Origin of the sequence: Enterobacillus tribolii (assembly GCF_003363015.1) — a bacterium.
Classification (GTDB): Bacteria; Pseudomonadota; Gammaproteobacteria; order Enterobacterales; family Enterobacteriaceae; genus Enterobacillus; species Enterobacillus tribolii.
The window spans coordinates 485,086-510,837 of sequence record NZ_QRAP01000001.1; the positions used below are offsets into that span (position 1 = coordinate 485,086).

Sequence of the window (25,752 nt, forward strand, 5' to 3'; positions counted from 1 at the left end):
CCATTTTCTGTATCAAGAAAGATTACTTCTTGTAAGAACGGGTCTGGTTGTCCAGGCGCTGGTTAGCGCGAGCTGCGTCGTCTTTAGCAGCCTGAACGTCAGAACGCATTGCGTTCACGTCGTTGCTCAGCTGGTCAACTTTGGCGTTCAGGGTCTGAACGTCAGAAGACAGTTGATCGATTTTAGCGTTGCTAGAGCAACCAGCCAGCAGAGTAGAACCCAGAATTACAGCGCCCAGTACCAGTTTAGTGCGATTCATTATAAAACCCTCTAGATTGAGTTAATCTCCATGTAGCGTTACAAGTATTACACAAACCATTTTCTAAAGAGAATAAATTTTTGGTCTCAACGTGCTTTATTTTGATCGTTCGCTCAAAGAAGCAGCTTGTTTTAATCTTTGGTTAAAAAAAGGAGCGAAAACAGGAGACTTCCATTGGAAAAGTCTTATTTGACGACATGATTGGCCGGGCAGACAATGTGGGATTATCGCTTTATTTTGCTGTGAAAATGTAAAAAAAGGCGCCGGAAGACCGGCGCCCGTTTTGAACGTACGGCGATATTATTACAGTACGTGCACAGAAGCGGTATTGGTGGTTCCGCTCGGCACCAGCGCGCCGGACACCATCACGACGATGTCGCCTTTCTGAGCCAGACCGCTTGCTACGGCGGCTTCTTTACCAAGACGGTAGAAATCATCGGTTGACGCGATTTCTTTCACCAGCTGCGGCACAACGCCTTTGCTCAGCACCAGCTGACGGGCGGTGACCGGGTTGGTGGTCAGGGCCAGGATCATGGCGTCCGGGAAGTATTTACGGATAGCTTTGGCTGATTTACCGCCGGCAGTGGCTACCACGATCAACGGCGCGCCCAGCTTCTCGGCGGTTTCTACCGCGCCGCAGCACACGGCTTCGGTGATACGCAGCTTACGGCTTTCCTGCAGAACGTCGATGCGGCTGGTCATCACGCGATCGGTACGCTCGCAGATGGTCGCCATGATGGTGACGGATTCCAGCGGGTATTTCCCTTTGGCGCTCTCGCCGGACAGCATGACCGCATCGGTGCCGTCCAGGATGGCGTTCGCGACGTCGCCGGCTTCAGCGCGGGTCGGACGCGGGTTTTTGATCATGGAGTCGAGCATCTGGGTGGCGGTGATAACCACTTTACGCGCACGGTTACATTTCTCGATCATCATCTTCTGAGCGAAGATAACTTCTTCGACCGGGATTTCCACGCCCAGGTCGCCACGGGCGACCATGATGCCGTCGGAGGCTTCCAGAATTTCGTCGAAGTTGTTCAGGCCTTCCTGGTTTTCGATTTTGGAGATGATCTGAATCTGCTCGCCGCCGTGGGCTTTCAGATGTTCACGGATCTCCAGCACGTCGGAACGCTTACGGATGAAGGAGGCAGCGATAAAGTCCACGCCTTGCTCGCAGCCGAAAATCAGGTCGCGCTTGTCTTTTTCCGCCAGGGCAGGGAGCTGAATGGAAACGCCCGGCAGGTTAACGCCTTTGTTTTCGCCCAGATCGCCGTTGTTCAGCACTTTACAGATCACTTCGCGCTCGGTTACCTGAGTGACTTCCATACCGATCAGGCCATCGTCGACCAGCACGGTGTTGCCGATTTTCAGGTCGGCGGCGAAGCCCTGATAGGTCACGGCCACGCGTTCGGCGTTGCCGATGACGCTCTGGTCGGTCGTGAAGGTAAAGGTCTGGCCGGCAACCAGGGAAACATCTTTACCGCCGTCCAGTTTCATGGTGCGGATTTCCGGGCCTTTGGTATCCAGCAGGATAGCGGCTTTCTTACCGGTTTTTTCCACAATGGCGCGCAGGTTTTTGATGCGCTGACCGTGTTCTTCATAATCACCGTGAGAGAAGTTCAGGCGCATGACGTTCATGCCTGCGTTCAACAGTTTGCCCAGCATTTCCTCTGACTCGGTCTTCGGACCGATGGTGCATACGATTTTGGTCTTTTTCATGACGTTAGTTTCTACTAGTAAGTTGTGATGGATTGAATTCGTTGCCGGCCGGTAGCGGTACCGCCGGCCGGAAAATCGGGCCGGTGAACCGTTCTGTCTGTGCAGAAGGCAGCCGTGCGATTAAAGGGTGAAGCCTTAGTAAGAATAGGTGACAGCAGTGAAGTGAGGGTGGAAAAGTTTCGCCCACGCTGGCGGGCAAAATTGTGCGGCAAAGCTGCCGGAATGTGTATCACGCTGCGACAAATCAAGTGCTGAAACCTTTCAACTGAAATGACGTTTCGCATTATACGTATTTGCTCCCCAGAAAGACAATCTATTTACTGTATAGTCAATGAGATTAGGTCAAAACACCGGAGAAATTCGGGCAAACGGCGGTGAACTCCCGTGAGGCAGCGGGCTGTTTTCGGGGAGAATGACAAAATTTGCTGAAAATATTCAGCTTTCTGCTGCCACTGAATCGCTTTTTCTTCGCGGGTATTTCCACAGCCAGCGCCCGCTGATCATCCGCCAATAAAAGAAGGCGCCGCGCACTGCCCAGTCGAGGAACATGCCAAGCCATACCCCGATAACGCCCATGCCGAGCATAATTCCGAGCACGTAACCGGCAACAACGCGGCAGCCCCACATTCCCAGCATGGAAACCCACATGGTGAAACGGGCGTCGCGCGCGCCTTTCAGCCCTGAGGGCAACACCCAGGACGCGGCCCAGATGGGCATGAATGCGGCGTTCATCCACAGCAATATTTTGACGACCTCTTTGACATCCGCATCTGAGGTATAAAGGGAGGCGATCGCGCCGGCCAGGGGCGCCGTCAGCCAGGCAATAGCGGTCAGGCCCAGCGTGGAAAGCCAGAATACGTGGCGCAGCTGTTTTTCCGCCTGACCGATTTGACCTTTGCCAAGCCGCCGGCCGGTGATGATGGTGGAGGCGGACCCCAGCGCGTTGCCCGGCAGGTTGATCAGGCCGGCAACGGAGAAGGCGATAAAGTTTCCGGCGATGACGTCAGTGCCCATACCGGCAACGAACATCTGGGTCAGCAGCTTGCCGCAGTTAAACAGCACCGACTCAATGCTGGCGGGAATGCCGATGCCCAGCACTTCGGCAAGGATGGCGAATTTCAGCGGCGCAAAGTAGCTCTTCAGCGTGATGCGCAGCGCCGGTGTAAATCCGGTCGCCAGAATCGCCACGATGGCGAATGCGCCAATATAGCGGGAAAGGGTCAGGCCCAGGCCCGCGCCGGCGACGCCCAGCCCCTGCCAGGAAAATACGCCGTAAATCAGAGCGCTGCTGATCACGATGTTGAGGATGTTCATTCCACCGTTAATCAGCAACGGTATTTTGGTATTTCCCGCGCCGCGCAACGCGCCGCTGCCGATCAGGGTGATGGCGGCGGCAGGATAGCTCCAGGCGCTCAGTTCCAGGTAGGTCAGCGCCAGTGCTTTGACCTCCGGCGTTGCTTCACCGGCGACGAAGTCGATGATTTGCACGCCGAACTGGTGGATAAGCGCCGTCAGTAATATCGCGAATAGCGTCATCAGCACCAGGGACTGGCGGGCCGCCGCTCTGGCCCGCTTGCGGTCACGTTTTCCCAGGCTGAAGGCGACCACGACGGTGGTGCCGAGGTCAATGGCGGTGAAAAAAGCCATGATCACCATATTGAAGCTGTCGGCAAGCCCGACGCCCGCCATCGCCGCTTTACCCAGCCAACTGACCAGGAAGGTGCTCAGCACGCCCATCAGCAGCACACAGGTATTTTCGATGAAAATCGGCACGGCCAACGGCGTAATTTCGCGCCAGAACAGCACGCGATAACGCTTTTTATTGGCATACCAGGGCGTATCGGTAACGACCCGGCGCAGAGAAACGAACGCGTTCAAGGTAATCAGCGCTATAGAAATGAAATCACGTTTCAAATGATGAGGGAGAATCCGCCGACTTGCAAAGGATTTCGCCGCGGCGGCGTATTTTAGGATGAAAACGCCGTTGCGGTCAGCGGCCGGCGTATATTTGCTGTGCTTCTATACCTTGCTCGAGCTGTCCGGCGACGCGCTGCAGGGCGGGAAGATACTTCTCTGCGGCTTGCGTAATGGTCATTGCCTTCGCGATGTAAACCAGATTAAGGCAGCCGATGACCTGCTGCTCGCTGCGCACGGGAACGGCGATGGAGGCGATTTTTTCCTCACGTTCCCAGCGCTGATAGTTTTCGCCATACCCTTTGTGCCTGGCCCGTTGCAGGATCTCTTCCAGCCTGAGAGGTTCCCTGGCTAACTGATATTCCTCTTCGGGCCGGGAAGCCAGCAGCTCGATAATCTGCCGGCGTTCATTCTCCGGGCTGAATGCCAGCCAGGTCAGCCCGGAAGCCGTCTGAAGCAGGGGCAGGCGTCGCCCTACCATCGCCCGGTGAAACGACAGGCGGCTGAAACGATGCGTGGTTTCCCGTACTACCATCGCATCCACGTCGGGCGTGGAAATATCGGTCGGCCAGGAAACTTCGCGCAGCAACCCGCCCAACAGCGGCGCGGCGAGGGCAGAAATCCAATGTTCATCACAAAATCCTTCACTTAACTGCCGGACTTTCAGGGTCAGCCGAAAGCTGTCGTCGGAGGTACTGCGCCGTACGTAACCTTCTCCCTGAAGCGTCTCCAGCAGGCGCCGCACGGTAGTGCGGTGCAGGCCACTGAGATCCGCGAGCACGCTGACGCTGGCGCCGCCGCTGAGGCGGTTTAACAGGTTCAGCAGTGTCAGGCCCCTGGTCAGTCCGCGTACCGTTTTGTAGTCCGTTTGCGAGTCCGCATTCATTTTGAAAACCCATAGAAATCAGCCGGGTGCACATAGTGCACATAAAGTGTTTTTTAATTGTAGCGTAAATGCTGCTGAATATACTGATTTCACATACAAAATATTTACATAAAAGCAACATTGAATGCGTGAAGCCGGATGCATACGTGCAACGTAATCAGGCGCCCGGTGTCGCTCTCATTCCTGCATGACGCAACCAACGATGCTTAATTTCTCCTGCTCGCAGGAGAGGGACGGCCTTCGCCCGTTGTCTGGCGAACGGCCCCGCACGAGTAGTGAGGTATGACTATGACAACCACCACTCCGGATATCCAGCCCGCCGTTCAGTATGCCACGCAGGTGGCGATTCTGGGGGCAGGCCCGGTCGGCCTGATGATGGCCAACTATTTGGGCCAGATGGGCGTGGACGTTCTGCTGATTGAAAAGCTCGACAAACTGATCGATTACCCGCGGGCTATCGGAATTGATGATGAAGCGCTGCGCACGGTGCAGTCCGTCGGTTTGATTGAAAAAGTGCTGCCGCATACCACGCCGTGGCATGCGATGCGTTTTCTGACGCCGAAAGGGCGCTGCTTCGCGGATATTCAGCCGATGACCGACGAATTCGGGTGGTCGCGGCGTAATGCGTTTATTCAGCCGCAGGTAGATGAAATCCTGTTCGCCGGGCTGCAACGTTTTCCCAACGTGCGCTGGTTGTTTTCCCGCGAGGTGGAAGCATTCAGCCAGCAACACGATCGGGTAATGCTCAACCTGAAAGGGCCGGACGGCGAACGCGAAACGGTGCGCGCCGGCTGGATGGTGGCCTGCGACGGCGGCGCCAGCCAGGTGCGCCATACGCTGAACATTCCGTTCGAAGGCAAAACGGCGCCCGACAAGTGGATCGTCATCGATATCGCCAACGACCCGCTCGGCATGCCGCACATCTATATGTGTTGCGATCCGGTACGTCCCTACGTTTCTGCCGCGTTGCCCCACGGCGTGCGGCGCTTTGAATTTATGGTCATGCCGGGAGAGACCGAGGCGCAACTCAGCGAGCCGCAGGCAATGCGCCAGCTGTTAAGCAAAGTTCTGCCCGATCCGGATCGTATCGAACTGATTCGTCAGCGTGTGTATACCCATAACGCCCGTCTGGCGGAGCGTTTCCGCGTTGACCGTATCCTGCTGGCCGGGGATGCGGCCCATATCATGCCGGTCTGGCAGGGGCAGGGTTACAACAGCGGCATGCGCGACGCGTTCAACCTGGCCTGGAAGCTGGCGCTGGTGGTCAACGGCAAAGCCGGGGACAAGTTGCTGGATACCTACCAACAGGAACGTCGCGATCACGCCAGGGCGATGATCGACCTCTCCGTAACCGCGGGCCATGTGCTGGCGCCGCCGAAGCGCTGGATGGGGACGGTACGCGATGCGCTCTCCTGGGCGCTGAATTATTTCCCGCCGGTCAAACGCTACTTCCTTGAAATGCGCTTTAAGCCGATGCCGCAGTATCAGAGCGGCGCACTGGTGGCGGATAAAAACGCCAAAAACAGTCCGGTAGGAAAAATGTTCATTCAGCCGAAGGTCACTCTGGAGGGGGCTGAAACCTTGTTGCTGGACGATGTGATCGGCGCCGGATTCGCGGTGATCGCCTGGGGAAGCAACCCATTGTGGGGGCTGAGCGAACAACAAATTGCACGCTGGCGTAGCGTAGGCACCCGCTTTATTCAGGTGGTGCCGGAAGTACAGATCCATGCCGCGCAGGATAACGCCGAAGGCGTGGTGCGCGTCGGAGATACGCAGGGGCGGCTGAAAGCCTGGTTTGCCGGTTATCCCGCTTCCATCGTGGTGCTGCGCCCCGACCGCTTCGTCGCGGCGACCGCCATTCCCCAGACGCTCGGTAAAACGATGGAGGCGCTGTCCGCCACGATGGCGCTGAAAACGCATGCCGCGGACGTTTCCGTTGAGAAGGTGGCCTGATATGAACACGTATTTACATTGTCTGTCACATACACCGCTGGTGGGGTATGTCGACCCGGCGCAGGACGTGCTCGATGAGGTTAACGGCGTGATTGCGGCGGCGCGTGACCGTATTGCCGCGTTTGACCCGGAGCTGGTGGTGCTGTTTGCGCCGGATCATTACAACGGATTTTTCTATGACGTTATGCCGCCGTTTTGCCTGGGTGTTGGCGCTCATGCCATCGGCGACTTCTCCAGCGCAGCCGGGGTGCTGCCGGTGCCGCCTGCGCTGGCGGAGGCCTGTGCGCATGAGGTGATGAAAAGCGGTATCGATCTGGCGGTTTCTTACTGTATGCAGGTTGATCACGGCTTCGCGCAGCCGCTGGAGTTTTTGCTCGGCGGTCTGGATAAGGTGCCGGTGCTGCCGGTGTTTATCAATGGCGTTGCACCGCCGCTGCCGGGGTTTCAGCGCACCCGCCTGATGGGCGAGGCGATCGGCAGGTTTCTCAGCACGCTGAATCAGCGCGTACTGATTCTGGGATCGGGCGGGTTGTCCCATCAGCCGCCGGTGCCGGAGCTGGTCCATGCAGACGCGCATATGCGCGATCGGCTGTTGGGCAGTGGCCGCGCGCTGCCGCCCGACGAGCGCGAACTGCGTCAGCAGCGGGTAATTAACGCGGCGCGTAAGTTTGTTTCCGAGCCTGACAGCCTGCATCCGCTTAACCCGGTATGGGATAACCGCTTTATGACGCTGCTGGAGCAGGGAAAAGTGGCCGAACTGGATGCCGTCAGCAACGAGGAACTTTCCGCCCTGGCCGGTCGTTCCGCGCACGAAATTAAAACCTGGGTCGCTGCTTTTGCGGCGCTCTCCGCCTGTGGTGCCTTCCGTACGGAAGGGCGTTATTACCGGCCGATCCCGCAATGGATCGCCGGATTCGGTTCCCTTAGCGCGACCACGCAGATTTGATTAAGCAGGAGTAATGCCATGACACAACAGAAACAAAGCGAAGCCGCTACCAGTCGTTTCATTGATATTCAGGAAGGGGATAAAACCCTGCACATTCATTACAACGACTGCGGCAGCGGCGATGAGACGGTCATCATGCTGCACGGTTCCGGGCCGGGGGCGACCGGCTGGGCCAATTTCAACCGCAACATCGACCCGCTGGTGGAGGCCGGATACCGGGTGATCCTGCTTGACTGTCCGGGCTGGGGGAAGAGTGATTCTATTATCAACACCGGTTCCCGCTCCGATCTTAACGCCCGCATTCTGAAGGGATTGGTGGACGCGCTTGACCTGGAAAAAGTGCATTTGCTGGGCAACTCAATGGGGGGGCACAGTGCGGTGGCGTTTACCCTGACCTGGCCGGAGCGGGTGGGCAAACTGGTACTGATGGGCGGCGGAACGGGTGGGATGAGCCTGTTTACCCCGATGCCGACGGAGGGCATCAAGCTGTTGCAGGGCGTGTGCCGCGAGCCGACCATCGACAACCTGAAAAAGATGATGAACATCTTCGTCTATGACACCAGCGCCCTGACGGAGGAATTGTTTGCCGCCCGCCTGGAAAACATGCTTTCACGCCGGGATCATCTGGATAACTTCATCAAAAGCGGCGAAGCGAACCCAAAACAGTTCCCGGACTTTACGCCGCGTTTAGGGGAAATCAAGGCGCAGACCCTGATTGTCTGGGGCCGTAACGACCGTTTCGTGCCGATGGATACGGGCCTGCGCCTGCTGGCCGGGATCGCCGGTTCCGAACTGCATGTGTACCGCGACTGCGGTCACTGGGCGCAGTGGGAGCATGCCGACGCCTTTAACCGCCTGGTGCTGGATTTCCTGGGCCGCTAACCGGAGACGTAAGTATGACAGAATTTTATCTCGAACAACTGGCGGCCGCCCTGCGTGACGCGGAGCGGGAAGGCCAGGCCATCGCGCCGCTGCGCGACGTTATCGGCGCGGATAACGCGCAGGCGGCTTACGCCATTCAGCGCATCAACGTCGGTTACGGCGAAGCACACGGGCGCCGGATTTCGGGCCGCAAGGTGGGGCTGACCCATCCGAAGGTTCAGCGTCAGTTGGGGGTCGATCAGCCGGACTTCGGCACGTTGTTTGCCGATATGTGTTACGGCGACAATGAAACCATTCCCTTCGGCCGGGTATTGCAGCCGCGCATCGAAGCGGAAATCGCGCTGGTGCTGCAACGCGATCTTCCCCACGCCGACACCACTTTCGCGGAGCTGTGCGACGCTGTGGCATGGGTTTTCCCGGCGATGGAGGTGGTGGGCAGCCGCATCCGCGACTGGTCAATCGGCTTCGTGGACACCGTGGCGGACAACGCATCATGCGGCGCTTACGTGCTCGGCGGCCCGGCGCGTCGTGCGGACGGTTTGGACTTACGCGACTGCGCGATGAGCATGTTGCGTAACGGCGAGGAAGTTTCCGCCGGGCGGGGCAGCGAATGCCTTGGTCATCCGTTCAACGCCGCCGTCTGGCTTGCACGCAAAATGGCCGGCCTGGGCGAGCCGCTGCGCGCCGGGGATTTGATTCTGACCGGCGCGCTGGGGCCGATGGCAGGCGTCAATCCGGGAGACCGTTTTGAAGCCCGGATTGAAGGCGTCGGTACGGTTGCGGTGTCTTTTTCCGGCGGAAATGAATGAAGGTAATGAAATGATGAGTAAGAAAAAAGTCGCCATTATCGGCTCCGGTAACATCGGCACCGATCTGATGATAAAAATTCTGCGTAATGCCAGTAACCTGGAAATGAGCGTGATGGTCGGGATCGACCCGGCGTCTGATGGTCTGGCGCGGGCGCGCCGTATGGGCGTGGCGACGACCCATGAAGGCGTGGACGGTTTACTGCGTATGCCGGAGTTCGCCGGGATCGACATCGTATTCGACGCCACCAGCGCGGGCGCCCATGTGAAGAATGACGCGGCGCTGCGGGGCGCCAAGCCGGGCATCCGCCTGATTGACCTGACGCCGGCAGCCATCGGGCCGTACTGCGTTCCGGTGGTGAACCTGGAAGCCAATCTCGATCGCGGCAACGTGAACATGGTGACCTGCGGCGGCCAGGCGACCATTCCGATGGTGGCGGCGGTGTCCCGGGTGACGCGGGTGCATTACGCCGAAATCATCGCCTCTATCGCCAGTAAGTCCGCCGGCCCGGGAACGCGCGCCAACATTGACGAATTCACCGAAACGACCTCCAAAGCCATTGAAGCGGTCGGCGGTGCGGAAAAAGGGAAGGCGATCATTATCCTGAATCCGGCGGAACCGCCGCTGATGATGCGCGACACGGTGTATGTGTTAAGCGATGCCGCTGACCAGGCGGAAATTGAAGCCTCAGTGAACGAAATGGCCGCGGCGGTGCAGGCCTACGTGCCGGGCTACCGGCTCAAGCAAAAGGTGCAGTTCGAGGTTATTGCGCACGACAAACCGGTGACGCTGCCGGGCATCGGGCGCTTTTCCGGCCTGAAAACGGCCATTTATCTCGAGGTGGAAGGCGCAGCGCACTATCTGCCGGCCTACGCCGGTAATCTGGATATCATGACATCGGCAGCGCTGGCGACCGCCGAAAGAATGGCGCAATCACTGACTCAGGCTGCGGGGGCGGTAGCATGAACGGTAAAAAACTCTATATCTCCGACGTGACGTTGCGTGATGGCATGCATGCCATTCGTCATCAGTACAGCCTGGAAAACGTGCGCCAGATCGCCAAAGCGCTTGATGACGCCGGCGTGGATTCCATTGAAGTCGCGCACGGCGATGGCTTACAGGGTTCCAGCTTCAACTATGGTTTCGGCGCGCACACCGATCTGGAATGGATTGAGGCGGCGGCCGATGCGGTGCGTAATGCGCGCATCGCGACGTTGTTATTACCGGGGATCGGCACGATCCACGATCTGAAAAACGCATACCGGGCCGGGGCCAGGGTCGTCAGGGTTGCCACCCATTGTACCGAAGCGGACGTGTCGAAACAGCATATCGCCTATGCGCGGGAACTGGACATGGATACCGTCGGTTTCCTGATGATGAGCCACATGACCACGCCGGAGAATCTGGCGCAACAGGCGAAGCTGATGGAAGAGTATGGCGCGACCTGCGTCTACGTCGTGGACTCCGGCGGCGCGATGAATATGGAAGATATCCGCGCCCGTTTCCGGGCGCTGAAAGCCGTGCTGAAACCGGAAACACAGACCGGCATACATGCGCATCATAACCTGAGCCTGGGCGTGGCGAACTCCATTGTCGCGGCAGAGGAGGGATGCGACCGCATTGACGCCAGCCTGGCCGGTATGGGCGCGGGTGCCGGTAACGCGCCGCTGGAGGTGTTTATCGCCGCCGCCGATAAAATGGGCTGGAATCACGGCACCGATCTTTACGCGCTGATGGATGCGGCTGACGATTTGGTGCGGCCGCTGCAGGACCGCCCGGTGCGGGTCGACCGCGAAACGCTGGCGCTGGGCTATGCCGGCGTCTATTCCAGCTTCCTGCGTCATTGTGAAGCCGCGGCGGCCCGATATGGTCTGAACGCGGTGGATATTCTGGTCGAACTGGGCAAACGCCGCATGGTGGGGGGGCAGGAAGATATGATCGTCGATGTTGCGCTCGATTTGCGTAACCGGTGAGTGTTGCCTGCCGGGCCGGCATCGTTCGGCCCGCAATTACTTTCCTGTCTGAAAAGCAAATCACGCCGTATTCCGGCAAGGCAAAATAATGGGAAATTCAGGGAGATAATACTGAAGGATTAACGCTGCATGGTGCGTCCGAGTGGACTCGAACCACCGACCCCCACCATGTCAAGGTGGTGCTCTAACCAACTGAGCTACGGACGCACTGAAGAAATGGTGCGTTCAATTGGACTCGAACCAACGACCCCCACCATGTCAAGGTGGTGCTCTAACCAACTGAGCTATGAACGCATCTGAATACCTGCCGTCAGCTGACGACGGGGACGAATATTAGCGGCATAGGGTACGGCTGGCAAGGGGGAAACGTAAAATTTCCCCCGTATTTCACACGATTGCCGAGTAACTGTACATTCGCGGCTAAAAAAACATCGCCGGTCAGCGTGATGCGCGCTGAAGTATCCAGCTCTCCGGCTGTTTTTGCAGCCAGCGGATACGCAATGCCATCATCACGGCGGCGGAGGTCAGGCCGATAATAAAGCCGAACCAGAAGCCGCTCGGCCCCATATGGGGAACCAGGTAGTCGGTCAGCGCCAGCAGGTAGCCGATCGGCAGGCCCAGGATCCAGTACGCGGTAAAGGTAATAAAGAAAATCGAACGGGTGTCTTTATAGCCGCGCAGCACGCCGCTGCCGATCACCTGAATGGAGTCTGAAATCTGATACAACGCCGCCAGCAGCATCAGATGCGAGGCCATGGTGATCACTTCCGGATTGTTGTTATAGAGCAGGGCGATAGGCTCACGGAAAATGATGGTGAACGCGGCGGTACAGACCGCCATCATTACGCCGACGGCAATACTGGTCAGCGCCGAAACCCGCGCGTTGGCCGCGGAGCCTTGCCCCAGACGGAAGCCGACCCGGATGGTGGCCGCCACGCCCAGCGACAGCGGCATAACGAACATCAGTGAACTGAAGTTCAGCGCGATCTGGTGGCCGGCCACGGCCACTACGCCCAGCGGCGAAACCAGCAGCGCCACTACGGCGAACAGCGTGACTTCAAAGAACAGCGCCAGGGCGACCGGCAGGCCGATGCCGATCAGCCGCTGGATGGTCTCCCAGCGGGGCGGTTCGAAACGCTGCATCTGGGTGATGTCGCGGAACGACGACGCGCGGCGGGTGTAGGCGCGCATGATGAAAAACATCACCCAATACACGGTGGCTGTCGCCACGCCGCAGCCTACGCCGCCCAGCGCCGGCGCGCCGAATTTCCCGTAGATGAAGATGTAGTTAACCGGAATGTTGACCAGCAGGCCGATAAAGCCGATAACCATCCCCGGCTTGGTCTTGGACAACCCTTCACACTGGTTACGCAGAACCTGGAAAAAGAGGTAACCGGGGCCGCCCCACATGATGGCATGCAGAAATCCGACGGCGGTATCTTCCAGCTTCGGGTCGATGTCATGCATCAGGCTGATGACGGAGCGGGCGTTATACAGCACCGCGATGATCAGCACGGAAACCGCGCCGGCCAGCCAAAACCCCTGGCGTACCTGATGCGCGATATTTTCCCGTTTCCCTGCGCCGTTAAGCTGGGCGATAACCGGCGTCAGCGCCAGCACCAGGCCATGGCCGAGCAGGATCGACGGCAGCCAGATGGAGGTGCCGACGGCGACGGCGGCCATGTCCGTCGCGCTGACGGAGCCTGCCATGATCGTATCGACGACGCCCATGGCTGTCTGGGAAAACTGCGCGAGAATGACGGGAATTGCTAAAGCCAACAAACTACGCGCTTCTGATAGATATTTCTGCACGCATACACCTTTCAATTTATTCAGAGCATAAAAATCCGCACGGACACCCGCGCGGATTAAAAAAAGAAGCGAACCCGTAATTCTACCCGCTCATTATGACAATGAGAACGAAAACTACGGAAGATAATACGTAACAGCAGCAGATTTGGTTTTGACCATATATTCGGTACACTGGCAGCACAATGAGTAATGAATTCGAATAATCACAGAGGCGAAATGTATGTTTACAGGCATTGTTCAGGGCACGGCTCCCGTGGTGGCGATTGATGAAAAATCGAACTTTCGGACTCACGTGGTGAAATTTCCGCCGGAGCTGTTGCCGGGGCTGGAGTTGGGGGCTTCTGTGTCGAACAACGGGTGTTGCCTGACCGTCACGCATATTGACGGCGATCTGGTTAGCTTTGACTTAATGAAGGAGACGCTGCGCCTGACCAATCTGGGTGAAGTAAAAGCGGGCGGATTGGTGAATCTGGAGCGGGCGGCGAAATTCGGCGACGAAATTGGCGGGCATCTGATGTCGGGGCATATCGTCAGCACGGCGGAAGTGGTGAAGATTCTGACGTCGGAACACAACCGTCAGATTTGGTTCCGCCTGCCGACGCCGGATATGATGAAGTATATCCTGCACAAAGGCTTTATCGGCATTGATGGCATCAGCCTGACCGTCGGCGAAGTGACCAAAAGCCGTTTCTGCGTGCACCTGATCCCGGAAACGCTGCAACGCACCACGCTCGGCAGCCGTCGCCTGGGCGATAAAGTGAATATCGAACTTGATCCGCAGACCCAGGCGATCGTCGATACCGTAGAGCGCGTGCTGCAAAACCGCGAGGGTGCGGCGTTGGTATCCGGCGATCGTCCCGCTTCCCATCACGACTGAACCGCCGTCGTCAGCCGCCGGATACGCATGGCGCTGACGCCAGCCGCCAATGCGGCAAACAGGGCGCCCAGCAACAGGCTGGCGTGGGTGCCCTGCGGACCGAACAGGTTGAACATCAGGGCGACCAGCGCAGCGCCCGTCGTCTGACCAAACAAACGCGCGGTGCCCTGCATGCCGCTGGCGCCGCCGCTGCGGCTGCGTGGCGTCGATGAGATCATCGCATGGTTGTTGGGCGACTGAAACAGGCCGAAACCGATGCCGCACAGCGCCATACGCCAGATGATGTCCGGGTCTGACGGGTGTTGCGGCAACAATGCCAGCGACAGCAATCCGGCGGCGAACAGCGCCAGGCCGATGCTGCTGAGCAACCCGGTATTGAATTTTTCAATCAAGCGCCCGGCAATGGGTGACAGCACCATCGTCGCCAGCGGCCAGGGCGTCAGCAACAACCCCGTCGCGACTTCGCTTTTCCCCAATGCACCCTGCAGAAAAAACGGTAATGAAACGAACGCCAGCATCTGCGCGCTGAACGAACACACCGAGGTACCGATAGAGAGGGAAAACATCGGGATGCGCAGCAGATCCACCGGCAGCAGCGGGTAGCTCTGATGCAACTGACGGCGGACGAAAATCGCGCCGATAATCAGGGCGCCGGCCAGCTCAGCCAGCGTCAGCAGCACGTCCTGACGCTGGGCGAATCCGCCAAGCGCGGCGATCAGCAGCCCGAACGTCAGCGCATTAAGGACGGCGCTCCAGCCGTCGAAACGCTGGACGTGATCTTTAGGCGGATTGGCGGGCAGGAAGCGTAATCCCAAAAACAGCACCAGGATGCCAATCGGTACGTTGATGGCGAACAGCCACGGCCAGCTCGCCACGGAAAGAATGCCCGCCGTCACGGTAGGGCCGGCCGCGGAGGAGACGGCGACGGTTAACGCATTGAGCCCCATACCGCGACCGAGGTAGCGCTGCGGATAGACGATACGCATCAGCGCGATGTTGACGCTCATCAGCGCCGCCGCACCCAGCCCCTGGAGTATGCGCGCCAGCGTCAGCGTCCACAGCGAGTCTGACAATGCGCACGCCAGCGACGTCAGGCTGAATACCACGATGCCGGTCAGATAGATGCGCCGGTAGCCGATAATATCTCCCAACGACGCCAGCGGCAGCAGGGCGACGATGACCGCCAATTGGTAGGCGTTAATCACCCACACCGAGGCGGCGGCGCTGGCGTCGAGATCGCGGGCAATGGTGGGCAGCGCAACGTTGGCGATAGTACCGTCCAGCACGGCGATGATCAGGCCGAGAATCAGGGTGGCGATGGCGCCGTAGCGCTGCGGTAACGGGAGTCCGTCGGTGAGTTTTTCGGTCATGGATGCCTGCATTGCTGGTTAAACCGCGTGGGATGAGCGGCGGCCGGAGTGTAGCAATTATACCGGACGCTGCGAAATGTTTTGCCCCGATCACTCTCTGGTGGATGAGTGCTGTATTTCGTAATATGTTCCTCTTATACTGAAACAACGGTTTGGTTTGTTAGAAAACAAATAATCAGGATAGACAACGAGAATGAGCACAGATCTGGATAAACAGCCCGACTCCGTCTCCTCGGTGCTGAAGGTGTTCGGCATTTTGCAGGCGTTGACGGAAGAGCGTGAAATTGGCATTACCGAGTTATCGCAGCGGGTGATGATGTCCAAAAGTACGGTATACCGTTTCTTGCAGACCATGAAATCGCTGGGTTACGTTTCTCAGGAAAGCGAGTCAGAGAAATATTCCCTGACGCTGAAGTTGTTTGAACTGGGCGCGCATGCGCTGCAAAACGTTGATTTGATCCGCAGCGCGGACATTGAAATGCGCGAGCTTTCCCGCCTGACGCGGGAAACTATCCACCTGGGCGCGTTGGATGAAGACAGCATCGTTTACATCCACAAAATCGACTCCATGTACAACCTGCGCATGTATTCCCGTATCGGGCGCCGCAACCCGCTGCACACCACCGCCATCGGCAAGGTGTTGCTGGCCTGGCGTGACCGTGCGGAAGTCACCGAAATCGTTGAACACATCGATTTCCGCCGCAGCACCGCGAATACCCTGATGACGCCGGCGGAACTGCTGGCCGCGTTGGACCAGGTGAAGGCACAGGGTTTCGGCGAAGATAACGAAGAGCAGGAAGAAGGGCTGCGCTGCATCGCCGTGCCGGTGTTTGACCGTTTCGGCGTGGTGATTGCCGGGCTGAGTATTTCCTTCCCGACGATTCGTTTCTCGGAAGAGGCAAAAGGCGACTACGTGGCGATGCTGAAGAAAGCCGCAAAAAATATCTCTGAACAGATGGGATATCACAATTATCCGCAGTGATGCGGTCGTGTTGTTCCTGATGACAATAGCCCTGCCATATGTGCAGGGCTTTTTTTCGTCATAAGGGCAGCGCTGATATGGCCTTAATATCTGAATCCACCGTTTAGTTAAGATAAATTTATTCAACTGTTTTATGTCGTATACCTTGAATTCAGCCGGAGAACTGATGATTTCAGCCTGAAAAAGCTAAATTGAATAATTGGAAATAATGTGTTTGTTGCCGGCAAATACTATGGGCTATGAATTCACTTTTGTACACATATGGATAGATCTTAGGTGGTATTTTAATTTTTAAAGACTGATATAGTTTACTTCATCAGAACGCAGTAATAACGCCAAGAGATTTTTGTATCAGGAGTGCTATATGAAATTAAGGTTTAATAAAACCCGTACGTTATTATTCAGCTTGTTGGCCTTGCCGCTATGCGCCAGCGCAAATATGACAATATATCCCATGGCGCTGGGATTAAATGCAGGTGGGGAAGGAAGCGTCAAGGTTATATCTAAGTCCGGCAACGTTCAATATATAAAAACGAACGTATTCCGGATTGAAAACCCGGCTACGCCGCAGGAAAAAGAAGTTGCCGTTAAGGACAGCAGCGGTAATGGCCTGGTGGTCATGCCGCCTAAGTTCGCCATTCCCGGCGGCGCCGGTAAACGTGTCAACATGGTGGCGATGGAGCCTCAGGAGAAAGAGACCCTTTACCGGGTGAAGTTTCTGAGCGTTCCTTCACTGGATGACAACCTGGTCGTGAATGATAAAACGATCAGTTCCGAGGTATCGGTGAATCTGGTATGGGGCGTATTGGTTTCCGTTCCTCCGCGCCAGCCGGTTATTCACCTTTCACTTTCTGCGGATAACACCCAATTATTAAATCAGGGCACGCAGCGGGTAAAAATTATTGATGTTGCATTATGCCGCAAAGGACAAAGCGGTGCGCAGTGTTCGCATAAAAAGGATAATCACAACCTGTTTCCGGATGGTAATTATGCGTTGCCGCCTTTGGCCGGAACTAGAAAAGTAGAAATTACTTATAAGGATTGGATAAAGAACAAAACTGATATTCAAACATTCTCACTGTAATAATTTATCGTAAAGATAAACGGCAATTTAAAACGTGGTACTTCCCGATGGAAAGAAGTATCTGGAATTCTATTTACTCATTAAAAGTTAACGTATTAAATCTCAAATAAGGATATTTAAATGAAATACATGATTAAACCTGTGATTGCTGCAATTTTATTGGCAACGGCCGGCTCTGCATTAGCGATACAGAAAGATATTACCGTTACGGCAAACGTCGACCCTTCTATTGACATGACTCAGGCGGATGGTTCTGCGCTGCCGAACTCAGTCGAAATGCAGTATGTCCCCGGCAGCGGTCTGTCTCCGGTCAGCATCATGAGCAAAATTTGGTCGAACTCGACGTCATCCGGCGATGGCGACGTGCACATGAAGCTGATTGCTGAGCCGCAGCTGGTAAACAGTACGGGCGCCGATGCCACCCCTGTTCCGCTCTCCGTAGCCTGGGGGAGTGATGTGCTTTCCACGTCGAAAGATCTGGCCCTGAAAACGGGGGATATCTTTCCGAATGGGGCGGACGCGGCAACTACCGGCTCTGTATCACGGGCGCTGAAGATCTCCCAGACGACGAAAGGCGCACTGCCGGCCGGCTCTTATCAGGGCGTAGTCAGCATTTATCTGTTCCAGGATGCCGCCACCGGCGGGTGACAGGGACTTTATCTGCCCGCGCCGGAGTGCGCGGGCGCTTAATTGGTCAGCAGGGAGGGATGCTGCGTGATGAAAAAAAACTTACTGGCCCTGTTGATTTTAGTTTCGCTGAACTCACAGGCCAAGGCGCCGGATGAATTCGAGGACTTAACGCAAGGGGTTGAGGAGCGTGTGGAAGTGGTGCTGTCGGGGAAGAAAATCGGTCCTTTCGACGCAACGGTCAGCCCGGAAACGGTCAGGTTTACTCATCCTGACCAGTTGATTGCCGCGCTTGAACTTCCGTTACCGCCGGGCAACGCCGACTATGAGGCCATCCTGCACGCACTTTCTGCGCCTTTGGATCGTAATGAAATTCTGGCCTGTCATGATGCTTTCGTGCAAACGGGATGCGGTTATCTGAAAACGGATAACGTGGCGGTGATTTATGACAGCGAAGAGTCCCGCGTGACGCTATTTTTACGCGATGACTGGATGCCGGTTAACGGCCGGCAATCGCTGTATCTGAGTGCGGACAAAAATGACGTGGAAAACGCGTTAATCCATGAGCAAGACCTGAATATGCTGGCTCAGGCCGATTACAGCAGCCTCTATCTGCAAAATTCAGACGCGCTGGGCGTTACAGAGAATAGTTATATCGGCGCAGACTGGTCGCTCACCGCCGCAAAAAGCGACGACTCCAGCGATAACAGCGCGGATATCAGTAATCTCTACTATCGCTATGACATTGACCGGCGTTATTACCTGCAACTCGGGCGGATGGATAACCGCACGCTGTTCAGTAACCGCGGGGGAAATTTCAGCTTCAGCTTTTTACCGCTGGGCGCGATCGATGGCATCCGCGCCGGCAGCACGCTGAGTTACGTGAATCACGAACGCGTCAGCCAGGGTACGCCGGTTACGGTGCTGCTTTCGCAAAACTCCCGGGTGGACGCCTACCGTAATAACCAATTGCTGGGCTCCTTTTATCTTCCCGCCGGTAATCAGTCGCTGGACACCGCCCAGTTTCCCGACGGCAGTTATACGCTGAACCTGTACATCTATGAAGGCAATCAGCTCATGCGCGTTGATACCACATCGTTTGCCAAAACCGGCGGCATGGACGACGGGCGCCTGCATTGGTTCATTCAGGGCGGGAAGATCAGCGACGATAACAATGATAGCGGCGAAAACAGCGCCTATCAGGCAGGCGTGCGGATTCCGTTGTTTAACATGCTGTCCTTAACGGCGGGCGGCGCGCTGGCGAGGGGCGTTCGGGCGGCGGAGGGCGGCGTTGACGTCACTCCGGACTTCGGCGCCGCGGGGCGGCCGGATGTGAGCGTAAACGTCTATCGCGATGCTCAGGGCGGGCACGGCGACAGTCAGCAACTGACCTGGACGGCGCAAGGTTTGCCGTCGCTCAGCCTGTATCGGTACGCCAGCGGCGACGCGGGCTGCGATTCCGGCAATAACGGCAACGGCGCTTATACACAGCTGGGATGCCTCAAAAACCTGAATGCCTCGCTGACGACATCAGTCAGCGGCTGGAATACGGTGCTGAGCTTCCTGCGCACGGAGAATTATGCCGCTACCCGTTCCTGGCAAAGTACGAACTCCTTTACGGACAACGTTCTGAATCAAACCACGGGAAACGCCGTCTCGCGTACCTGGCAATTGAGCGCCTCACGGGCGTGGAACCGCGAGGCGTGGACGATTAGCGGCACGTTCGGCGTGTTCAGCCGCGATGACAGCGGCTATGCGCATCGTGATAACGGCATGTATCTTTCGCTCTCTTTTAATAAAAACCCGCAGGCGGATGAGCATAACCGCAGCCAGAGTACGCGCTTCAGTGCGGATTACCGTAACGGCAAAGGCTCCGATACTCAGAGCTCTTACCGGGTTTCCCACAGCTGGTATTGGGATGAGAAGGATCATAAGGAGCTGTCGGTCGAGGCCGGCGGGATCAACAGCGATACGGTGGACACCGCGCTAAGCGGTCGCTACAACGGCCGCTACGGCAATCTGAACGCCACGTTGTCAGATAGCTACGACAGGCGCAGTAATTCGCACAATTCGGCACTCAGTGGCGCCTACAGTTCCTCGTTCGCCCTCTCGCGGCACGGGTTGAACTGGGGCGGGGCGGGCGTTAACGAGCCGGCTGCGGCAGTGCTGGTGGACGTGGCCGGGGGAGACGACGGGGATGAGGCACAGAGCGGGGTTGCGCTGGAGGCGCGCGTTGGCGGCAACAGCCCGGTAAGCATGTCTGCGGGCGGAACCGCGCTTTTCCCGCTGATGCCGTATGAGTCCGGGCTGATTGACATCAGCGACGGCCGCTCGGCGGAACAGGGCGCAACGACGACGGTGCTGAGCGGCGCCGGCAGCAGTCATGTCATGCTATTGCCGGGCAAACTGCGGGTGCGGCAGGTGGCGGCGGAGCAACGCTTTGGTTATATCGGGCGGCTGTTATTGCCGCCGCAGGCGCGGAAATATCCGATCATCGGGCTGAACAGCCGGATGTTGATATTGACGGAGGACGGAGGATTTACCGCTCAGCTTACCGGTCAGCCGCGCATGCTTTATTTGCTCTCGGGACAACATTATTACCGGTGCCCGCTGAAGGTACAAAAACGCCGGGCGGTGGTGCGCTACGTCGGAGAGGTGCAGTGTCTGGTCGTCGCAGAGGACGGATTGCCGAAGGCGGTGCGTGATGGTGAGTTAGCCGGGCTGAAACGGCGTAATGCGCTGGAAACCGCATACGGTGGTAAGGGAAAGTAGAATGAAAAAGACAATCACAGTGTTGATGCTAATGGCGTTTAGCTGGGCAATCCCCTTAAAGATGGCGCAGGCCGGGGATAATCGGGTACTGGAGCGCACGATCAATCGCGCCAGTCCGGGCGGGGATATTTGGGTGTAGCAAAATGTGAGCCAGGGGAGGGCGCCAACCGCGAATGATGGAAATTATGGTACGGGGAATACCGTCGTATGCCGCAGTACGACGAATACCAATACCGGCGCCTGCCCGGCGCGAGCAGGAGGATCGGCCTCCACGTATACGCCGGTTAAGCTGCTTTTTACTGAAAAACGTTCAGGAATGAAAGTGGTGCTTACGTTGCAGGGATACCGGCAACCGGCCTGGATTAATGTTCCCGGTTGTTACAGAACCAAACGCTCCCTGAACACGGCAGGAGGGGTGTCTTGCGGCGGGGCTGCAACGACAGAATCCTTCCTTTATATCTGGATCCCGGCGGCCGAATTGAAAAAGCTTCCCGTTGGCGGCCTCTGGACGGCGTCTTTACGTATGACGTCCTGGCGGGCTGGTGGACCAAACAACACCACGGCCTGGAATGCTGATATCACTTTAAACGTTATCGATCCGTCAAATATCGATATTTACTTTCCGGAATTCAGCTTCGCCACGCCGCGGATAGCGTTGAAACTGCACCCGACAGGCTCCCCAACGGGCAGGGTGACGGCACAGGACATTACCATGCTGGATATGTGCCTGTACGACGGTTATAACGCCAACAGCACGCAGTATGAGATTGTTTTGCACGATAGCCTGCAGGCGCACGAAGGGCGGGCAAACAGTGACTTTTCCATTTACCGGGTCGGCGGCGAAATCGGGCCGGAGCGCGACAGGATCGATTATCACGTCAAGATGCTTGATGCGCATACCGGCGGCATGCTGGATGTACATAATAATCAGTTGATCATCAGGTCTGATATCGATCGGGAACATGTCCGCCCGGTCCGGTTGCCCACCGTGCCGACTCCGGTTTTGTGCGTTCCTGCGTCGCTGGAGCTCATCGTAAAACGCTTTAACGTTCAGGATAAGAATGCGGGGTATTACAGCGGTACATTGACCGTGATGTTCACCCCGACCACGCCGACAGTGGATTAGTGCCTGCGTGAGCGGGGGAACGGGCGCAAGTTACTGGTGAAGCAGTTCCGCTTCTTCTTCGCTGTTAAACACGTTCTTGTCCGTTTGGCGTAGCAACTGGCTGGTCACTGTGCCTGCCGTCATCGATCCACTGACGTTCAGCGCGGTACGTCCCATATCAATCAACGGCTCGACGGAAATCAGCAGCGCGACCAGCGTCACCGGCAGCCCCATGGCGGGCAGCACGATCAGCGCGGCAAAGGTGGCGCCGCCGCCGACGCCGGCAACCCCGGCGGAGCTGACGGTGACGATACCGACCAGCGTGGCGATCCAGAGCGGGTCCAGCGGGTTAATACCGACGGTGGGAGCGACCATCACAGCCAGCATGGCGGGGTAAAGGCCGGCACAGCCGTTTTGGCCGATAGTCGCGCCGAACGAGGCTGAGAAACTGGCGATGGATTCCGGCACGCCGATGCGGCGGGTCTGGGTTTCCACGTTCAGCGGGATACTGGCGGCGCTGGAGCGGCTGGTGAAGGCAAACGTTAGTACCGGCCAGGCTTTGCGGAAAAACTTAAACGGGTTGATGCCGGTCAGCGAGAGCAACAGGCCGTGTACGACGAACATGATAGCCAGGCCGATATAAGAGGCGACCACGAAGCTGCCCAGCTTGATGATGTCCTGCATGTTGGAGCCGGCCACCACTTTGGTCATCAGCGCCAGTACGCCGTAAGGCGTCAGACGCATGATCAGGCGCACCAGCTTCATGACCCAGGATTGCAGCGTGTCGATTGCCGCCACAACCCGCTGGCCTTTCACCTGATCGTCTTTCAGCAATTGCAGGGCGGCGATGCCAAGCAGAGCGGCAAAGATCACCACGCTGATGATGGAGGTCGGGTTAGCGCCGGTTAAATCGGCGAACGGATTTTTCGGGATAAACGACAGAACCAACTGCGGTACGCTGAGGTCAGACACCTTGCTGATGTAGTTGTTCTCGATGGCCGACAGGCGGGCGCTCTCCTGAGTGCCCTGAACCAGCCCTTCGGCGGTCAGCCCGAACATATTGGTGACCAGAATACCGACCAGTGCTGCAATCATGGTAGTGAACAGCAGCGTGCCGATGGAGAGCAGGCTGATCTTGCCCAGCGAGGAGGCGTTATGCAGTTTGGCGACCGCGCTGAGAATGGAGGCGAACACCAGCGGCATGACGATCATTTGCAGCAGCTGTACGTAACCGTTGCCAACGATATTGAACCAACTGATGGAAGCTTTCAGCACCGGGCTGTCGGCGCCGTAAACCAGCTGCAGGCCCAGGCCGAAGGCTACCCCCATCACCAGGCCCAGCAAGACTTTCTTTGCCAGGCTCCACTGCTTATGGCGGGTTTGCGCCAGTAACAGCAACAGCACGATAAAGACCACTATGTTGACTACCAACGGTAGATTCATCCCAATGTCTCCAATGTTATTTTTAAATTTTTTTTGGTCATGCCAGGCACGTATACCACGTCAATATGACGGGATAAGCGTTGATTCGTTATATGTTACCGCAGCGTAAATGTTTCCTCTTATACCTAAAGGAAATTTAATAGAACTAACCGACGTTTTTTGGGCAAGAAATCAGCAAAAAGGTGATAAAGACAGCATTTTCACTTATAGCTGGCTAAAAAAGATGGTCTATCCGTCTTAAAATCGCGGTCATATCGGGCATAACGCCGTCCCAATACAGGGAATATCCGACCAGGGCAAGACAGAATAACCGTTCGAGCGGTGAGTTTCCTTTATCGTTATACAGCAGCGGCAGGCAAAAACGCCAGCGTACCGGCCACAACAAAGGAACGCCGGCGGGCGTCAGGGCATCCGCCAGTAAATGGCTGAGATAGCCAATCGCCATGGCATGCAAAACGTCGGGTGGAATGCCCCAACTGGCCGGCAACTGGCATTGCAGCAGAAAAACGCCGCCGAACACCGCCAGCAGGCTGTGCGTGAACCCCCGGTGACCAAAGGCGCGGGCGATAGGGGCGGAAATCCAGCGCAACCGCTGGCCCAGTACGGAACTGGGGTGGTCGATATCGGGCAGCAGGCAGGTGAGCAGCGCGCCGGGGATGATATGCCACCAATCCCCGTTGGTCAGGGCTGGCGTCAGCTCCGCCTTTCCGGCAAAAATTGCGCAGGCAACGGAAAAAATCAGGTGGCCTTCAGCCGTCATGATCAACCCATAATTTCAGTCAGTGTCTGTCGCCGCGAATACGGCTGGTGACGTTGTCACAGTATAACTGGAAAAATATACAGGAAAAGCGCGGGAGATAACAACCTCTCCCGCGGGGGAAATAATGTAAGGAAGCGTGTGGCGGCGGGGTTAGCCCAGGTGCTCCGGGCGGAGGTCGGTAAGGCTGCTGAGTTTTACGTCAGCCAGCGCCCAGCGCGGATCGTTGCCAAACTCTGCTGCCGGCACCACGATGGAACGCATACGCGCCGCTTTGGTGGCGATCATGCCGTTAAAGGAGTCCTCAAGGGTAACGCATGCCAGCGGGTCCGTCTCCAGTTGCCCGGCGGCACGCAGGTACACTTCCGGATGCGGCTTGCTGTAAGGCAGATGCTCCGCAGAAACGATCTGCTGGAAGTAGTGGCGCAGGTTAAACATATCCAGCACGTGCTCCAGCATGTACATCGGAGAGGCGGAGGCCAGGCCGATTTTCAGCCCCTGATCGCGGCAGAGTTGCAGGGCAGACTCCACGCCGGGAAGCAGGGGGCGGGTGATGCCCACCAGTTCAATGACGCGCTCAATGATGCGTTGCGCCACTTCTTCTTGCGCCGGCCCCTGCCAGGGGAAGCGCTGATACCAGAGCCTGACGACCTGATCGATGCGCAGCCCGAGCGTTTCGGGGATGTTGGCGGCGTGTACGTCCAGACCGAGGGCGGAAAACACGTCGTGTTCAGCCTGGGTCCACAAAGGTTCGGAATCAATCAACAACCCGTCCATGTCGAAAATCGCGGCGGCGGTACGCCCGTGGGTGCTCATTAACGTGTTCTCCTGGATAACGATCAACGATGTGAGATGGGCCATAATGTAGCATTCGTTCAGGAAGGAATTAAGGCGTTTATACTTTCTTAGAAGTGGACGAAAGGGTATCAGGATATTGCGGGAAGCGGTATCGACACGTAGACTGCGAAAACTGTTTTGGCCGAAGGTCTTAAAAAAGGCGTTAAGGGGAAGGAATGACATATCAGCGCGCAGGATGGATCGCGGTTATCAAACGGATTGCCGGTTGGGTTATTTTTATTCCCGCCCTGTTGTCCACCGTTGTTTCTGTGCTGGAGTTTCTGTATCAGATGAGCCAGAAACAGGCGGGCATCAACGCGGTAATGATGGATTTCTTGCATGTCATGATCGACATGATCAAGTTTAATACGTCGTTCCTGAACGTATTTTGGTTCAACTCGCCGGTTCCCACGCTGGGGCAGGGTTGGACGGTGGTGAAGATTGCGTTTTTCGTTATTTACTGGCTGATCTTCGTCGGCCTGGCGCTGCAGGCTTCCGGCGCGCGGATGTCCCGTCAGGTGCGTCACATTCGTGAAGGGCTGGACGACCAGATGATTCTGGAGAACGCGAAGGGAGAACAGGGCATGAGCCGTGAACAGCTGGAGGCGAAGGTGCAATTGCCGCATCATACGATCTTCCTGCAATTTTTCCCGCTGTATATTCTGCCCGTCATTATTGCCGCTGCCGCGTATTTCGCGCTGCGTCTGCTGGGGATTCTCTGATCATTCCCCCGCCCGGAAAACCGGGCGG

Annotated in this window: 23 protein-coding genes and 2 tRNA genes; 14 read left to right on the plus strand and 11 right to left on the minus strand. The window is 57.0% G+C overall.

The features are described from left to right. Positions 1-22: 22 nt before the first annotated feature. From C8D90_RS02075 to C8D90_RS02090, 4 genes are all read right to left on the minus strand, one after another. Positions 23-259, minus strand: coding sequence for a major outer membrane lipoprotein (locus tag C8D90_RS02075; RefSeq protein WP_115456754.1), 237 nt, complete (start codon positions 257-259; stop codon positions 23-25). A 303-nt stretch (positions 260-562) separates the two neighbouring features. Beyond that, positions 563-1,975, minus strand: a complete 1,413-nt coding sequence (pykF, locus tag C8D90_RS02080) for a pyruvate kinase PykF (RefSeq protein ID WP_115456755.1) — start codon at positions 1,973-1,975, stop codon at positions 563-565. Between the two features lie 435 nt (positions 1,976-2,410). Next, complete coding sequence (locus tag C8D90_RS02085; RefSeq protein ID WP_115457230.1) at positions 2,411-3,853, minus strand: EmmdR/YeeO family multidrug/toxin efflux MATE transporter; 1,443 nt, start codon at positions 3,851-3,853, stop codon at positions 2,411-2,413. A 112-nt stretch (positions 3,854-3,965) separates the two neighbouring features. Continuing rightward, a complete protein-coding gene (locus tag C8D90_RS02090) occupies positions 3,966-4,775 on the minus strand; it encodes a DNA-binding transcriptional regulator (RefSeq protein WP_115456756.1) in 810 nt (269 codons plus the stop codon). Between the two features lie 288 nt (positions 4,776-5,063). Here C8D90_RS02090 and C8D90_RS02095 point away from each other — a divergent pair, with 288 nt between their 5' ends. From C8D90_RS02095 to mhpE, 6 genes are read left to right on the plus strand one after another with little or no spacing between them, the layout of a single operon-like run. Further along, entirely contained in the window at positions 5,064-6,728 is a 1,665-nt protein-coding gene (locus tag C8D90_RS02095; protein ID WP_115456757.1) for a bifunctional 3-(3-hydroxy-phenyl)propionate/3-hydroxycinnamic acid hydroxylase, read from the plus strand. A 1-nt stretch (position 6,729) separates the two neighbouring features. Continuing rightward, positions 6,730-7,674 carry a 2,3-dihydroxyphenylpropionate/2,3-dihydroxicinnamic acid 1,2-dioxygenase gene (gene mhpB / locus C8D90_RS02100; RefSeq protein ID WP_115456758.1) on the plus strand — a complete coding sequence of 315 codons (945 nt, stop codon included), beginning with the start codon at positions 6,730-6,732 and terminating at the stop codon, positions 7,672-7,674. An 18-nt stretch (positions 7,675-7,692) separates the two neighbouring features. Beyond that, complete coding sequence (mhpC, locus tag C8D90_RS02105) at positions 7,693-8,556, plus strand: 2-hydroxy-6-oxonona-2,4-dienedioate hydrolase (protein WP_115456759.1); 864 nt, start codon at positions 7,693-7,695, stop codon at positions 8,554-8,556. A 14-nt stretch (positions 8,557-8,570) separates the two neighbouring features. After that, a complete protein-coding gene (gene mhpD / locus C8D90_RS02110; RefSeq protein ID WP_115456760.1) occupies positions 8,571-9,365 on the plus strand; it encodes a 2-keto-4-pentenoate hydratase in 795 nt (264 codons plus the stop codon). Positions 9,366-9,378: 13 nt separating this feature from the next. Next, a complete protein-coding gene (gene mhpF / locus C8D90_RS02115; protein ID WP_115457231.1) occupies positions 9,379-10,329 on the plus strand; it encodes an acetaldehyde dehydrogenase in 951 nt (316 codons plus the stop codon). Further along, the gene (mhpE, locus tag C8D90_RS02120) at positions 10,326-11,336 is read left to right on the plus strand and encodes a 4-hydroxy-2-oxovalerate aldolase (protein WP_115456761.1); all 1,011 of its coding nucleotides are present in this window, start codon (positions 10,326-10,328) and stop codon (positions 11,334-11,336) included. Before mhpF ends, mhpE begins: the two co-directional genes overlap by 4 nt. Positions 11,337-11,466: 130 nt before the next feature. Here the strand turns inward: mhpE and C8D90_RS02125 are convergent. The 3 genes from C8D90_RS02125 to C8D90_RS02135 form a co-directional block, all read right to left on the minus strand. Beyond that, positions 11,467-11,543: transfer RNA gene (locus C8D90_RS02125), tRNA-Val, on the minus strand. Between the two features lie 10 nt (positions 11,544-11,553). After that, positions 11,554-11,630, minus strand: a tRNA-Val gene (locus C8D90_RS02130). 144 nt (positions 11,631-11,774) lie between these two features. After that, a complete protein-coding gene (locus C8D90_RS02135; protein WP_115456762.1) occupies positions 11,775-13,148 on the minus strand; it encodes an MATE family efflux transporter in 1,374 nt (457 codons plus the stop codon). Positions 13,149-13,368: 220 nt separating this feature from the next. Between C8D90_RS02135 and C8D90_RS02140 the strand changes: the two genes are divergently transcribed. Continuing rightward, positions 13,369-14,025: a riboflavin synthase subunit alpha gene (locus C8D90_RS02140; protein WP_115456763.1), complete on the plus strand. Its 657-nt coding sequence runs from the start codon at positions 13,369-13,371 to the stop codon at positions 14,023-14,025. Here the strand turns inward: C8D90_RS02140 and C8D90_RS02145 are convergent. Further along, positions 14,016-15,395 carry an MFS transporter gene (locus C8D90_RS02145; protein ID WP_115456764.1) on the minus strand — a complete coding sequence of 460 codons (1,380 nt, stop codon included), beginning with the start codon at positions 15,393-15,395 and terminating at the stop codon, positions 14,016-14,018. The genes C8D90_RS02140 and C8D90_RS02145 overlap by 10 nt on opposite strands. Positions 15,396-15,588: 193 nt before the next feature. On the opposite strand from C8D90_RS02145, the gene kdgR reads away from it, so the two are divergent. From kdgR to C8D90_RS02170, 6 genes are all read left to right on the plus strand, one after another. Further along, positions 15,589-16,377 (plus strand): DNA-binding transcriptional regulator KdgR, encoded by a 789-nt coding sequence (gene kdgR / locus C8D90_RS02150; protein ID WP_115456765.1) that lies wholly within the window; start codon positions 15,589-15,591, stop codon positions 16,375-16,377. Positions 16,378-16,741: 364 nt separating this feature from the next. Next, a complete protein-coding gene (locus C8D90_RS02155; protein ID WP_162844342.1) occupies positions 16,742-17,461 on the plus strand; it encodes a fimbria/pilus periplasmic chaperone in 720 nt (239 codons plus the stop codon). A 120-nt stretch (positions 17,462-17,581) separates the two neighbouring features. Beyond that, the gene (locus tag C8D90_RS02160) at positions 17,582-18,109 is read left to right on the plus strand and encodes a CS1 type fimbrial major subunit (RefSeq protein ID WP_115456766.1); all 528 of its coding nucleotides are present in this window, start codon (positions 17,582-17,584) and stop codon (positions 18,107-18,109) included. A gap of 69 nt (positions 18,110-18,178) precedes the next feature. Further along, complete coding sequence (locus tag C8D90_RS02165; RefSeq protein ID WP_115456767.1) at positions 18,179-20,860, plus strand: TcfC E-set like domain-containing protein; 2,682 nt, start codon at positions 18,179-18,181, stop codon at positions 20,858-20,860. Between the two features lies 1 nt (position 20,861). Continuing rightward, a complete protein-coding gene (locus tag C8D90_RS22075) occupies positions 20,862-20,999 on the plus strand; it encodes a hypothetical protein (protein WP_162844343.1) in 138 nt (45 codons plus the stop codon). Positions 21,000-21,005: 6 nt separating this feature from the next. Next, on the plus strand, positions 21,006-21,986 hold the full coding sequence (locus C8D90_RS02170; protein ID WP_115456768.1) for a CfaE/CblD family pilus tip adhesin: 981 nt from the start codon (positions 21,006-21,008) through the stop codon (positions 21,984-21,986). A 30-nt stretch (positions 21,987-22,016) separates the two neighbouring features. Here C8D90_RS02170 and C8D90_RS02175 read toward each other — a convergent pair whose 3' ends face one another. The 3 genes from C8D90_RS02175 to hxpB form a co-directional block, all read right to left on the minus strand. Then, positions 22,017-23,408, minus strand: a complete 1,392-nt coding sequence (locus C8D90_RS02175; RefSeq protein WP_162844344.1) for an L-cystine transporter — start codon at positions 23,406-23,408, stop codon at positions 22,017-22,019. A gap of 214 nt (positions 23,409-23,622) precedes the next feature. Then, positions 23,623-24,168 carry a metal-dependent hydrolase gene (locus tag C8D90_RS02180; RefSeq protein WP_115457233.1) on the minus strand — a complete coding sequence of 182 codons (546 nt, stop codon included), beginning with the start codon at positions 24,166-24,168 and terminating at the stop codon, positions 23,623-23,625. Between the two features lie 150 nt (positions 24,169-24,318). Then, positions 24,319-24,981: a hexitol phosphatase HxpB gene (hxpB, locus tag C8D90_RS02185; RefSeq protein ID WP_115456770.1), complete on the minus strand. Its 663-nt coding sequence runs from the start codon at positions 24,979-24,981 to the stop codon at positions 24,319-24,321. Positions 24,982-25,178: 197 nt separating this feature from the next. Between hxpB and C8D90_RS02190 the strand changes: the two genes are divergently transcribed. Beyond that, positions 25,179-25,724 (plus strand): YniB family protein, encoded by a 546-nt coding sequence (locus C8D90_RS02190; RefSeq protein ID WP_115456771.1) that lies wholly within the window; start codon positions 25,179-25,181, stop codon positions 25,722-25,724. The last annotated feature ends 28 nt before the right edge of the window (positions 25,725-25,752 follow it).